At 49.7% G+C, this 15333-nt stretch carries 3 protein-coding genes; all 3 read right to left on the reverse strand.

Annotated features, from left to right (window positions below; genetic code table 11):
• Positions 1-57 precede the first annotated feature (57 nt).
• On the reverse strand, positions 58-13116 hold the full coding sequence (locus AAC855_RS00985) for a non-ribosomal peptide synthetase (RefSeq protein ID WP_340607792.1): 13059 nt from the start codon (positions 13114-13116) through the stop codon (positions 58-60).
• A 132-nt stretch (positions 13117-13248) separates the two neighbouring features.
• Complete coding sequence (locus AAC855_RS00990) at positions 13249-14037, reverse strand: amidohydrolase (RefSeq protein ID WP_340607793.1); 789 nt, start codon at positions 14035-14037, stop codon at positions 13249-13251.
• A 31-nt stretch (positions 14038-14068) separates the two neighbouring features.
• A complete protein-coding gene (locus AAC855_RS00995) occupies positions 14069-15301 on the reverse strand; it encodes an SDR family oxidoreductase (RefSeq protein ID WP_340607794.1) in 1233 nt (410 codons plus the stop codon).
• Positions 15302-15333: the final 32 nt, after the last annotated feature.

Raw genomic sequence — 15333 nt, forward strand, 5'->3', positions numbered from 1 at the left:
CGGCTGAATACCCGTTACTTTGCAGGTTTCGGGTATATTCCATTGTTATTGTGTTTTTTATTTCCGTCCGCGTACGACACGTTTTATCGTGTTGTGCTGTGTGTTCTTTCCGATCACCTTTCCGGTCATACGAGAATCCAGAAAATGAGCAAGCTGCTTAATGGTCTGGTGTTGCAAGAGTTCAGCCAGAGAGAGCCTGACTGCCAGTTGTTGTTCAATACGGGCTGCAATACGTAAGGCGTGTAATGAGTGCCCTCCCAGCGCAAAGAAACTCTGATCACACCCAATCTGTTGTTGTCGCAGTACTTCACTCCAGATATCCCGCAGATGGCTTTCCAGTGCCGTTTGGGGAGAGTACGACGCGTTTTCTTCTTGCGGTTGATGGGAGGGATGTTTCAATCTGGATAGATGTTCCGGCAAACGTGCCAGCAAAGCCCGGTAATCAATCTTACCGTTTGTGGTTTGTGGCATTTCATCCATCGGTACAATGACATGCGGCAACATATGAGTCGGCAGATACCCACTGAGGAAACCGAGTATTTGCGCTGATATTTCTGATAAATAATCGGAAGATACATCGGTTTTTACTGTTGGTTTCAGGGACACACAAGCCACCAGCTGCATATCTTCCTGTTTACCGGAAGATGCTGTGCCGGAAGATGCTGTGCCGGAATAAGCTGTTGCAGAATAAGCAAGCAATGCACTTTGCTGTACACAGGGATGCTGCATCAGTTGTGCTTCAATCTCCCCCGGTTCAATCCGGTAACCCCGGAGTTTGATTTGCCGATCGCGGCGACCAAGATAGAGCAGTTTTCCGTCCGGTAAGGCACAAACCCGATCCCCTGTGCGATAAACCCGTATGCTTTCCTGTGTTCCATCGTCCAGCGGGACGGATAATGTGATGAATTTTTCTGCCGTTAATTCAGGGCGATTCCAGTAACCCCGTGCCACGCCGAATCCACCGATATACAACTCACCTGCCATACCAAAGGGGGTCGGTGACAAATCATCATTCAGGACAAACAGACGCGTGTTGGCGATAGGTAAACCAATCGGCATCATGCCCTGTGAATCCTGCTGTTTGTCCGCACGATGAACACAGCAGCCAACGACGGTCTCCGTCGGGCCGTATTCATTGAATACACCAATGTCCATCCCGTCTGACAGCCATGCCTGTACGGTTTCACAACTGAGCGCATCGCCTCCGATCACCAATGAATGCACATGAGATCTCGCGCTAACATTCAGATATTCCGATAACACGCCCAGATGAGCCGGCGTGATTTTCAATAAATGGCGATCCCCGAATGAGGCTTGCTGTAATGCCGTTGCGATTGCCGCAATATCCGCATCATCTTTAACCACGGTGATGGTGGCGCCATGTAACAACGGCAGGTAAAGGCTGGTCAGGGTGGCATCAAAGCTGACGGAAGAATGGAACAGGCTCTGAGTGCCGGCCGTCACCTGATAACGCTGACCGGCATCTGTCAGATAGTTAATCAGGCTGTGATGTTCAATCATGACGCCTTTCGGTGCGCCTGTAGAGCCGGAGGTATAAATCAGATAAGCCAATGCACTGGCGTCATCAATGACCGGCGGTAAAGCATTCGCTGGTAACGGCTCTGTCTGCTGATCCAGAGCCAAAACAGCGATGTCATGTGTAAGACCGGCGGCCAGAGCCTGATAAGTCAGCACCAGACAGCTTTGGCTGTCTGACAATAAATAAGTGACCCGCTCCGTGGGATAAGACGTATCAATCGGCACATAGCAGGCACCAATCCGGCTGACAGCCAGCATCGCCGCGATATAATCCAGACTGCGGGGTAAATAAAGTGCAACCCTGTCTCCGGCCTTAACCTGATTATGGTGCAAACGCAGGCTAATCTGTTCAGCCTGCTGCGCTAATTCGGCATAACTGACCTGCTGATGCCCATCAATCACCGCAATCTGTCGGGGAGAATTCTGAACCTGACGGGCAAACAGGCTATACACATTCCCGGCAAAAACAGGCAATGCTTCCCCTTGCCATTGTGTCAGTAGCTGCTGCTTTTCCCGTTCGTCCAGCAGGGCAATATCGCCCGGCCTTCCCGTCATATTATTGATTAACTGCTCCAACAGACGGATAAAATGCCCTGTCAAACGGGCCACGGTAGCGGCATCATACAAACCGGTGTCGTACACCAACGTACCATGCAGGCCGTCAGAAAATGATGCCACCAACACCAGTGGATAATTCGTGCTTTCCGTCGCCTGAGTAAATTGGAACAGGTTTTTCTGGGCATCGGTCTGTTTGGGTTGCGGGTAATTCTCAAACACCAGCAACGTTTCAAATTCCGGCAGTTCACAGGCTGATTTCAGATCAGCCAGCGAGATATCACTGAATCTTTCATGTTCCCGCTGCTGCTGTTGAATAGCGTTCAGCCAGTCTGTGGTCGTCTGATCATGGTGAGTAACAATATGGATTGGCAATGTGCTGATTAACAACCCGACCATTTTATCAATACCGGCTAATTCTGCCTGTCGGCCGGATACCGTCATACCGAACAGACACTCATCCTGCTGGCTGTAACGCTGTAACAATAAAGCCCATGCGCCCTGTACCAGCGTATTGATGGTTAAGCGGTAACGACGGCCTGTTTCAGCAAGCCGCGCCGAAAGTGCGGCAGATAACCGGAAGGTATGACGTTGTTTCAGCTGACTGGCGGCCCTGAGCGGATGAGCGGCGGGCAAAGGTGTGGCTGCACCAACATCCGCTAATTGTGCCTGCCAGTATGCCTGACACGCTCTTCGGTTATTTTGTTGCCAGCGAATAAATGATCGGAATGCCGGTGCGGGGGGCAGGATGCTATTCAGAGGCTGGGAAGCCTGCTGGTAAAGAGATTCAACGGCGGTCAGTAACAGCCTGACTGACCAGCCATCAAGAATAGCATGATGATGGCTGAACAGAAGCCGTATCACCCCATCCGGTAATTGCAGCACGGTGATGCGGAACAGTGTTCCTTGTTCTGGTGTAAATTCTTCTGCCAGATCCGCAGCCAACAGGTTCTGATAATGTTGTTCTGCTTCCGGTCTGCGATAAGCCCTTAAATCATGCTGGCGCCAGTCTATCTCCTGATTGGGCATGACAATCTGTAACGGCTGACTGGCAAGCCTCATTTCAAAACGGCTGCGCAGAACAGGATAGTGGTCTGTTACCTGCTGCCATGCTCTCTTTAAGCGGGAAATATCTGTTTCATGATGACTGAACGTAAAACAGAGCTGCTCGTGATACAGCCCGCGCCCCTGCTCTGCCATTGAATGGAATAGCATCCCTTCCTGCGTGTCAGTCAGCGGGTAGATATCTTCTATTACGCCATATCGTTGCTGCAACTGGTGCAGGGTTTCCGCATTCAGGCGGGCAAGCGGGAAATCAGATGGTGTATATGTTGTCCGGCTCTGAGCCACGCAGTGATCTGTCAACTGGAGAAGCTGCTCTTTCATCACCATCGCCAGTTTATTGATAGTTTCATCCCGATAACACTGACGGTTATACGTCCACTCTATCTGTAATTGCCCTTCATCAATGTAGCAATCGACCGCCAGCGCATATGAAGCGGTATTATCCGCGGCATAACGATCGTCCAGCCCCATATCTGCCACACCCTGTAATGGTGTCTGATGGAAGGTACGGGTAAATTGGCCCAGATAGTTGAAGCAGATATCAGCCTTCGGCATGGCGGGCAGTTGATGGTTGGCATTTGGCTGGGAATAGCGTAATGCCCCGTATCCGGTTCCGCTATAAGGAACCTGACGCACAGCTTCTTTTACCCGTTGAATCAATTGATCCGGTGAACAGGGTGTTGGCAGTTCCAGTAACAGAGGATAAATCGTAGTAAACCAGCCAACTGTACGGCTGACATCCACATGTTCATGCAGACTTTCCCGTCCGTGACCTTCCATATCCACATGCAGCAATCCGGCACCGCTCCATTGTTGTAGCGTTGCCACCAGCGCTGCCAGTAATAAATCGCCCACATGGGTACGGTAGGCATGTCCGGTGTGCTGAACCAGATCCGTGGTAACAGAAGGCGCTAATGCCAGCCGATATTTAGCCGATTCTCTGACTAAGCCGGGGAACGGTTTTTCTCCCTGATCGCAAGGCAGAGAAGGCATGGCCTGATTCAGTTTTTGTTGCCAGAACCGATACTCTTCCTGAGCCTGCTCTGATTGAGCGTAATCGATAAGATGGGATGACCAGTTAATCAAAGAGGCCGTTTTGGTCATCAGGGTCGGTTTTTCCCCTGCCAGCAGTGCCCGATAATAGTGGCTTAAATCTTCAGTCAGAATGCGCCATGAAACACCATCTATGACCAGATGGTGAACAGCCAGCGATAAATAGTCTCCTTCTGTGGTCATAAAATGGGTCGCTGTCAGCAGCGGGCCATGTTCAATATTCAACTGTGCCTGCCGTTCAGCCACGGCTTGCAGCAGGGCTTTTCTCGCCGGGGTTGTTGTGATCCGGCAGCGCTCTATCGGGAATATTGTGACTGCTTCGTCTATTCGCCCATAACTCCGTCCATGATCGCCTGTCAGCGGAAAACGTGAACGCAGTCCATCATGCTGATTAATCACCAGTGTCAATGCCTGCTCCAGCCGCGAAATATCTGTTTCCGGCTCCAGCGTATATAGATAAGACTGATTATAATGGTGCGGGTTAGCATGGCGATGGGCAAAGAACCAGCGCTGAATTGGCAGCAGGGCATACTCTCCCTGTACGGGCTGAGCATTGTTTCCGGCTTTATCATCAACATTATTTGCCTGTGCCATTTTACTGTTAGGGTCTTGTGTTACGACAGCGGCTAATCCTGCAATCGTCGGGTAATCAAACAGCATTTTTGGTGTGATCCGCAGGCCAATTTCCCGCCCTCTGAACACAATTTGCAGGCTGAGAATAGAATCTCCACCCAGAACAAAGAAATCATCATCAATGCCCAAATTTTGCTGATCCAACACTTGTTGCCAGATTGCTGTCAGTTGTTTTTCCAATGCTGTCACCGGCTTCCGACGATGCGGGTAATCCGGTTGTTCGGGTAACGCAATCTGCGCCAGACTTCTGCGGTCAATTTTGCCATTCGTTGTCAGTGGCAGAGTTTCCTGTATGACCCATTGAGACGGGCACATATATGCTGGCAAGCGTTGACTCAGTTCTTGCCGTACATTTTCCATCTCTGTGACAACTTGATCTGCCAACTGTTTGTGCATGACCAGATAAGCAACCAGATGCTGACGACCGTGAACGTCTCTCATCCCTACCGCTGCCTGAGCCACACCCTGACAGGCTGAAAGTTGAGCCTCTATTTCTTCCAGTTCAATTCGGTAGCCGTGCAGTTTGATTTGTTGATCTTTGCGTCCCAGAAATAACAAATTGCCGTCCGGCAGATAACGAGCCAGATCTCCTGTCCGATAGAGTTTTTTCTGTGATGATGAAGGGAAAGGCGATGTGATAAAGCGGCTTTCGGTCAGATCCGGGCGATTAAAATACCCCAGCCCTACGCCCTCTCCGCCAATATACAGTTCTCCCACCGAACCAAACGGCACCAACTGCTGACATTCATCCAGCAGGTAAAGCCGTGTATTGGCTATCGGGCGGCCAATCGGCAATGCGCCATCACCTTTTATCTCTCCGGCTAATATGTCATAGATACAGCAGCCCACTGTAGTTTCCGTCGGGCCATATTCATTGATAATTCTGACTTGGGGTGCATATTGCCGCCAGAAGCGCAGGGCACTGGCAGACAAACTTTCGCCGCCAATGACCAGCAACGGTATCCGCCCTGCCTGTTCCGGTGATAACTGCTGGCTCAGCAGTTCCAGATGAGCCGGCGTGATCTTCGCCATTGTTAAATCCGGCAACTGCTGCCACGCCTGTATTAATGCCGGGATATCGTCGCCTTCCGGCAGAATAAACAGGGTTTGCCCCTGTAATAACGGCAGGAACAAGCTGGTAATCGTGGCATCAAAGGAGATGGAGGCATGGAGAGTATTTCCTTGTCTGCTTCTGTCTCCATAATATTCGCAGGCATGCTGGAGATAGTTTTGCAGCCCACGATGCGGAATGACGGTGCCTTTTGGCCTGCCGGTCGAGCCGGAAGTATAGAGAATATAGGCAGGCTGCTCCGGTGAAATCACAATAGCAGGATTAGGCACATTCCCCTGATAATCGGTAACGGCTGCTGAAATAAACTGTCCGGGATTCAACAGAATGCATTGCTGCGCTGGCAGAGCCAGTCTGTCAGCCTGCTCATGGTTAGTGATCACCCGTACAACCTGTGCATCTTCCAGCATAAACCGGGCACGTTCTGCCGGATAAGTGCAGTCAACGGGCACATATGCTGCCCCTGTTTTCAGAACGGCAAGGATCGCCACAACCAGCATCGCGGAACGCGGCAGGCAGATCCCCACCTGCGATCCCTGACCAATACCCTGTTGCAGCAGATCATTCGCCAACCGATTAGCATGTTGGTTGAGCTGTTCATAACTCAACGCAAATTCGGTTTCGTCTTGTTCCCGCAGAGCAATCGCCTGTGGGGTTCGATTCACCTGTTGTTCAAACTGCTGGTGAACCACTGGATACAACATCGGCTGTTCCGTGGTATTAAATACATTCGCCTGTTGCTGATATTCTTGTGGTAACAATATAGGCAACTGATAGATTGGCTGCTCTGGTGTATCACACAGGCTGTTCAGCAGACGGGCATAATGTGTCATCAGTTGCTCCACCATTTCCGGTGCAAAGCACGCCTGACGATATTCCACGGTTAATAACAGGCTATCCGTCTTTTCCGGCTGTGACAGTTCCTGAACAAACATCTCCTGAACAAACAACGTTAAATCGAATTTAGCTTCCGGATTATGTATCGACTGACTGTTTATTGTGCCTGTCGGGCATTGTTGATTATGCTGCTGTGCATTGAATACAAACATGACTCTGAACAGCGGAGAAAGCGTGCGTTTTGCCGCGGGTAATACCGCATCCACAACCTGCTCAAACGGCACATCTTTGTTCGCCATGGCCTGATTCAGTGTTTGCACACTGCGATGCAGAAACTCAGTAAATGGCAGCCTGATATCCACGTTCTGCCGTACAGCCAGCGTATTGAGTAATAATCCAATCACAGATTGCAGTTCGGGTTTGTCACGCAGCGATACAGGTATCCCAACGACAATATCCCCTGTTGCGTCACCTTCCCCGCAGTAACGCTGTAATAATATCTGGAACGCCGCCATCATCAGGGTAAACAGTGTTGTATCCTGCTGTTGTGCCAGCCTGCGCAGAGCGGCGGTTTGTTCAGGGGAGAGCGGCAGACGGTGATAAGCCGCTTTGACATCGTCAGTCCGTTCAGAATGCTGTTGAGGGAATGTCACTACCGGTGGCAGATGGTGATAGACCTGACGCCAGTAATCTAACTGGCTATGCCGGATTTGCCGGGCTGCTTCGCTGTGTTCCCATGCAGCAAACTGCATATAATCGGGGGTGGCTGGTTGAATGGTGTTTTTTTCTACCAGATGCTCTTCTGTCAAATACTCTTCTGTCAAATACAATGACAGTAACTCATTATCCAGCTGCGCCAGTGACTGCTCATCCACCAGAATATGATGCAGGCAGACAATCAATGCGCTGCCTTGCTTTGCATCCGTGACCAGCAATAGCCGATACAACGGTTGCCCGATCAACTGAAATGGCGTTTCCGCCATATGCATAGCCCGCTGTTGTAACTGCTGCTGCCATTGCTGTTCATTCTGTACTTCGATAATTTCGTGCGGGCAATCAGGTAACTGCTCACTGTAGTATTGCCGTGGCGTGGTTCCTTCCATCCGTAAACGCAGATTGAGTAATGGATTGCGGCGGAACAGCAACGTTATGCTGTGTTGTATCCGTTCAGCCTCTCCGCCGTTTCCGGTTGTGTTGGTCAGTGAATCAGCGCGGGTAAACGTTTTGATACTGGTGATGTGATAACGACAACTATCAGGGTATAGCTGATCAAGGAACCACATCCGTTGCTGGGCGAAACTCAGCGGAGCTTCATGAATTGCTGCCGGATACAGAGGATTAACAGGGGCTGTTAAATCGGCTTTTTCTGCCAGCCGCATCGGAGTTCGGCAGATAAACACATCACTGACTTTGAAATACAGCCGGAACTGGTCAGCCAGCGTAGCGACCATTTTAGCAGCCAGCAGTGAGTGCCCCCCTGCGGCAAAAAATGAGGTATGACGGCCAATCGACTGATGCCCCAACAAATCCTGCCAGACCTGAATAATGGCCTGTTCTGTGTCGTTCTGAGCAGGTTCTGCAACAATTTCGTTTTTTTCGTTTTGCTGCCTCACGGGTTTGGGAAAGCGCTTTCTATCCACTTTATTATTCGGCAGGCGAGGAAATTCGTGCAAAAACACATAGCAGGAAGGGCACATAAATTCCGGCAATAAGCCGTTCAGATGCGATTCAATCTGCGCCTGATCCAGTTCAGCCCCAACGTTAGGAAGTATATAAGCGACGATTGCACTGGCATTCAAGTAATCTTCCCGTACCATTGCCACGGCATCAGCAATAGCAGAATGCTGGCGCAGGGCGCTTTCAATTTCGCCAAGTTCTACGCGATAGCCACGAATTTTTATTTGCTGGTCAATGCGCCCCAAATAATCAATATTGCCGTCAGCTCTGTAACGAGCCAGATCGCCGGTGCGATAAAGGCGGGCCTCCGGTCGGGAGCTGAACGGGTCGGGGATAAAATGGGAGGCAGTCAGATCAGGCCGATTCAGATAACCCGCCGTCACACCAACCCCGCCGATGTAAAGTTCACCCGCGACACCAATCGGCAATAGTGCCTGATATTCATCCAGAATCCAGACCTGTGAGTTGGAGATTGGGCGCCCGATATGAATCTGAGTATCACTCGTTGTCAATTCGGCATTCGTCGTCCCCACTGTGGCTTCCGTCGGGCCATAAGAGTTAATAAAACGACGATTTTTTCCCCACTTATGCAGCAAATCCAACCCACAGGCTTCTCCGGCGACGATCAGCACCTGCAAATCAGGTAAATCTGCCATAGGCAGTGCAGCCAGTGCCGATGCAGGTAAAGTGACATGAGTCACACGTCGCGTAATAAGCTGTTCCAGCAAATCAGGGCCGGGCATGATAGCAAGGCGGGAAGCCATTAATAATGTGCTACCGCTACAGAACGCCATCAGGATTTCCCAGACGGAAGTATCGAAGCTAAAAGAGGCGAACTGGAGTATCCGGCTGTCCGGCGGTATAGCTAAAAACGCCATTTCCGTTTCTGCCAGATTACATATTCCCCGGTGGCGGACAGGAACGCCTTTCGGTTTGCCGGTCGAGCCGGAGGTATAGATGATATAGGCGGTATTTTCAGCCCGGACATCTGTTTGTGGGGTGTCAGTACTGAATGCAGATAGCTGAGGCATCAGCGTTTCAAGACAGAACAGAGGAACTTTACCGTCCTGATAACGTGACACAAACTGTTCCTGTGTTATCAATACGTGCAGGCCCGCATCTTCAATCACATGAAGGCTGCGATCCAACGGGTAATCAGGATCAATCGGCACATATACCCCACCCGCTTTCAGGATCGCCAGAAAACAGATCACCAGTTCCAGTGAACGCTCAACACTCAATCCGACACAAATTTCAGGCCCGACACCTTGTTGGATCAAAAAACGAGCCAATTGGTTAGCGCACTGATCCAATTCAGCATAAGTCAGGCATTGCTGACCGAATTCAACAGCAATCGCATCAGGCACGCGTTGTACCTGACGTTCAATAAGCTGGTGCAGCGCAATATTATCGCTGAAGGGGCGTTCAGTCCGGTTCCATTCAGCCAGTTGCTGTTGCTGGTCAGGGCTGAGCAGGGCCACACGCCCGACAGCCTGTTGTGGCTGGTTGATTAACTGCGGCAGAAAATAACAGAAGTTTTCCGCCATGCGAGAGAGGGTTTCCGACAGGAAACGGTCGCTGGCATATTGAAATACGCCCTGTAATTCGCCATCTTCACACCACATTTCCAGTGCCAGCTCGTATTTGGCGATTTGTACATCCCAATGGCGTAACGGAGAAAGTTGTACTGCTCCCAGACGTTTGTGAGTAACGGGTGTGTTTTGGTAGGTAAACAGAGTCTGAAACAGGGGCGAAATCCCCGGGTGATGATTATCTTCGCCACTGGTGTGTTCTGAACTGGTTTTTCCTGACTTCTCTTTGAGCAGAAGTAATAACTGGCTGAGGGGCAGATCCTGATGTGCAATCGCATCAATGAAGGTCGATTTAACCTGCTCCAGCAGTTGTCCGAATGACTGGCTGAGATCGACCTGATTGCGTATCACCAATAAGCTGAGTAACAGACCAACCGGCTGCTGCTCCTCACTATAATGACGATTGGAAACCGGTGTTCCCAACAAAATATCGCTCTGACGCGAATAGCGGGCCAGAAATGCAATAAATCCCGCCTGTAAAATCAAATAAGGCGTGACGCCATACTGATAGGCCAGTGTCTCAATCTGTTTATGAAACCCTGAGGGCAGACTAAAGGACATATGTCGTCCCCGATAACTGCGGACGGCGGGTGTGGGAAAATCATAAGGCAGTTGGAGTAACGGCAGTGTTCCTGCCAGTTGTTGTTGCCAGTATTCACGGGCCGCCATTCCGCTTTTCCCGTTCACCCGCTGGTGCTGGATACGTACATGCTCCCGCTGACCATAATGAGATGATCGGAGAGTAAGCTCTTTTCTTGCCTGCAACTGCGTGTAGTTTTCCAGTAATTCATCCCACAGCTGTCTGACGGATTCTTCATCCACAATCAAATGATGAAAAACCAGTACAATCAGGTGATTGTGTGGTCTCAGTGTCAGCCCTGCCAAGCGTAACAAGGGGGGCTGAGTTAATTCAAAGGGTGAGGAAGCAAGCCGGCTGATAATATTTTCGGCCTGCAATGGTGCCTGCGCACCGTATCGGGTCAGATCCTGCCAGAGAATATCAGCAGAAACAGTTTGCGCTATCTGGGTGGTAATCTCGCCTTGCTGCATTAGAAAACCGGTTCTCAGCACATCATAACGGACAAGCAAAGCATCAAAAGCTTGTTGTAAACGATGCTGATCCAGCGCTCCCTGCCATTCGGTAACATAGGCCATGTTGAAAATAGGGATGTCAGGAACAGATTGTTGAATCAGATAAATGCCCTGCTGTTCATAACTGGCAGTCTGTAAATCTGTCGTTATCGCTTCTGGCTGTTCGCTGGCGTGCAGCATAGCCGCACATTGGGCCAGCGTCGGCTGCCGGAACAGATCACTGAAATGCAGTTTCAGCCCCGTTTGTTCCCGTACCTGAGCAATCATGCGGATTGCCTGTAGAGAATCGCCTCCCAGAGCAAAGAAATTATCGTCACGCCCAATCGGGCCAACATGTAGTAATGACTGCCAGATAGCCGCCAGCTTTATTTCCTGTTCGCCCAATGGAGGCACTGCATTCTGTCGGTGAATGGCGTCTTGGCGAATAGCCGGTGCCTGTAATGCCTTACGATCAATTTTTCCATTGGATAACAGCGGGAGTTGTGACAGGAACTGATAATCAGCGGGGCGCATAGCAGCCGCCAGATTAGGTGACAGATAAGTATCTAATGCCGCCCCGGTCACGGTGGCCTCAGGAAGCGGGCGGATAAAGGCCACTAACCGGATACCCTGTGGCTGCTCAAATGCCTGCACGATGGCCTGTTGTACCGCAGGGTGCTGTTCAAGCAGGCTCTCAATTTCTGCTGTTTCAAGGCGCTGTCCGTTGATTTTAATCTGGAAATCATTTCGCCCCAGCAGGAGTAAATTTCCCTGTTCATCAATACGTCCCAAATCACCGGTACGGTAAACCGGCTGACCGGCCAGCTCTCCCTGTTCCGGTGTGATAAAACGTGCGTGATTTTCAGCTCCCGATGACAAATAACCGCCACTCATATAGGGCGTACTGATCCAGATCTCTCCTTCCATACCGGCAGGAACACTTTCTCCCTTCTCATTGACCACGGCAATGGCAGTATCATCGATAGGCTTACCCGCAGGGATCAGTGACCGTTGGCGGTCTTGCTCTGTGACCCGATAACAGACTCGTGCCAGTGTGGTTTCTGTCGTTCCATACAGATTGATTAACTGAGCCTGCGGTAACCGGCACTGATAAAACAGATCCACCAGCGAGCCTTTCAACATTTCCCCTGACAGCACCGCATAGCGTAGAGAGCGGAGATCATGAGAAGATTGCAGGCACTCCAGTAAAACCTGAAATAAGGAAGGAATGAGATGCGTAATGCTGATTTGCTGGTCACGTATCCAGCCAAGTAATTCCTGCGGTGAATAGCGGATATCATGGGCAGGCGGAATGCACAGTGTTGCCCCGTTCAACAAAGGTAACAGCATGTCCCGCAGGAAAGGATCGAACATCTGATTGATCAATTGGCTGACTTTATCAGCAGGTGTCACGCCCAGCTCACGACTTTCCCAATGGATAAAATGCAGCAGGCTGTCTTCACGCCCTAATATGGCTTTGGGCTGCCCGGTCGAGCCAGAGGTAAAATAGACATACGCCAGCCTGTGATGCTGAGTGTCACCGTTATGAATACGGGTAGGTAATACATTTGCCGGCACTCTTTCCGGCACGCTTTCCGGCATTCCGACAGGCGGGATGATTGAATGTTGCTCCTGAATTTCATCAGCCAACATATTATCAACAAATACCAGCGAATAACCTTCAGACAAATGTTCCACCAGTGGCAGCCATTGACGGCTGGTCACAATCGTTGCGCCACGAAATTGGGCCAGCAAGGTGGCAAGGCGTTGTTCCGGCAGTTTTGGCGATAATGGCACAAACACTTTGCCTGCTTTCATAATGGCTAAGGCTGCGGTTATCAGAGAAATACTCTCTTCCATCAATGTCATGACGAACTGACTGCCAGCCTGATCATGCAATGGTTGGCTGAGTGTAGTCACGTGCTCTGACAGCATGCGATAGGTCAGACTTTCATTTCCCTGTGTCACCGCGATATTTTCCGGGAAACGTGCAGCAATTTGCTCAAACTCGGTTGAAATCACCATTAGCCATCTTCCTTCAATTAAACACATTCGCTTTGAATTAAAACAGTTGTGCGACCAAACAGCCCTGAAACGTGCCTTACAACGATCCTTTTCACATGACCTTTTTAAAGCGCTTCGTTTAAAGCGCTTCTATTAAAATGACGGTGGAAAAATAAAAGGATCAGCATCTTTCAAGAAAGGAAAGCGTTCTCTGGTTTCCCGAACATTGGCCAGAGAGATGGTCATGGTTTTTACTGCCTCGATTTCTTTTTCGTGCAGCAGAATTTCACCTAACGGATCAACCAGCATGGAATCCCCGGTATAGTCGAGCTGGTTTCCGTCCTGTCCTACACGGTTAACACCGATGACATAGCTCTGGTTTTCAATTGCCCGTGCCTGTAACAGGGTACGCCAGTGCAGAGAGCGTCTGGCTGGCCAACTGGCGATATAGAGTGCGGCATCATAATGTTCATTAGTATTGCGTGACCATACCGGGAACCGCAGGTCATAACAGATAAACGTGGCAATTTTCCACCCTCTGTACTCGACGATCAGTGGGGTATTGCCCGCGGTATATTCATGATCTTCGTGAGCGAAAGTGAAGAGATGTTTTTTGTCATAATAGGCAATGGAGCCATCTGCATTGACCCATAACAGACGGTTATAGAATTGCTGGTTTTCAGTGATGATCATGCTGCCGACAATGGCACAGTTTTTTTCAGCCGCCAGTTTTTTCATCCACAGCACACTGGGGCCATCCATCGTTTCTGCGATAGCTTGTGGCTTCATACTGAATCCGGTCGTAAACATCTCCGGCAAAACGATGAGATCACTCTCAACCAGTTGCGTAATGTAGCCTTCTATGTGTTTCCGGTTTTTTTCTGCATCTTCCCAAAACAAATCGGTTTGAATTAATGTCACACAGAGATCTTGTTCAATCATTGTAAACTCCGTTTTAGTCCGTATTTTCTTATTACAAATCCGCATCAAACAAATTTTCCATATAACCGCTGCCCGCTGACAATGAGCGGATTTCGGCCTGTTCACCCTGCTGTTGAGGTGATGGAATAAAGTTATTTTCAATCAGGTAGTTCACATAACAGGAAAGCAGCTTTTTATCCGATGGCGGGCATTGAATACCGCTGCCACTGAGTAACTCGGTCGTTATCTCGGTGGCATATTTGGCCGTTTCATTCATTTCTCCATCGCCATGAACCAGCGCCAGCAAATCAGTAAAAACTGAACGATAAGGTTGCCCATTGAGATACAGGCAGCTTTGGGCTAATGCTTCCATGTAAACTTCATTTTTGATGGTTTCAATGCGGTAACCGAATTCCCGCAGGAAAGCGACAATATCGTTGTATTTGATTGGATTGGGCGTCGTCAGGTGAAGGGTTTTTCCGTTAAATTTATCGATATTCAAAATGGCATACAATGATGCCTGTGCGATGTAATCAACAGGTGTAATATCGAAATCATCCGTTGCACTAAAAGTCAGCCCGGTTTCGACCAGCGCCCTGACCATTTCATAGTAAAGACCTTTGACTCTGGTATTTCTCAGTGGGTAATTGCCATTGGCGCTATCGCCCCAGATGTTACCCGGACGCACAATGACCCACCTGAGTCCTTTTTCCCCCGCTCGGTGAACAGCCTGTTCTGCTTCAAATTTCGTGCGCTCATAATCCATGTCATCGAATCTCTGCCCCACATCCAGATCCGTTTCATGCATGACAAAGCCATTACGGTACAGGTTTTCCCCCACGATACTGAAGCTGGAGGTATAGAGCATGGGGATATCACCCCGCAGACAAAATTCAATAACATGCTCTGTTCCCGACACATTGACGGCAGCAAGGCGGCTATAAGATGCCACCAGATTTGTCCAGGCTGCACAATGGATCACTCTGTCAATTTTACCAGCCAGCTCTGCGTAAAAAGGTTCTGCCAGCCCAAGATTTGTTTCTGTAATATCACCCAATACAGGAATAATGCGATGTAAACTGTCGCGGCTCCGTTTTTCGGGATCGTAAGTAAATAAAAAATCTTCCAGACGCATCAGTGCCTGCTGATTATTTTCAGCTCTTATCAGGCAATATACATTCGCATCAGTTGTCGTCAGAATTTCAAGTAAAACTCTTCCCCCCATGACACCTGTTGCACCAGTTACCAGAATGTTTTTGATATCCTTTTGGGTATTGTTGAGCATGTTTATCCTCTGCGTTAATGGGTTAAACAGGT

This window comes from Xenorhabdus bharatensis, assembly GCF_037996705.1.
GTDB lineage: Bacteria > Pseudomonadota > Gammaproteobacteria > Enterobacterales > Enterobacteriaceae > Xenorhabdus > Xenorhabdus bharatensis.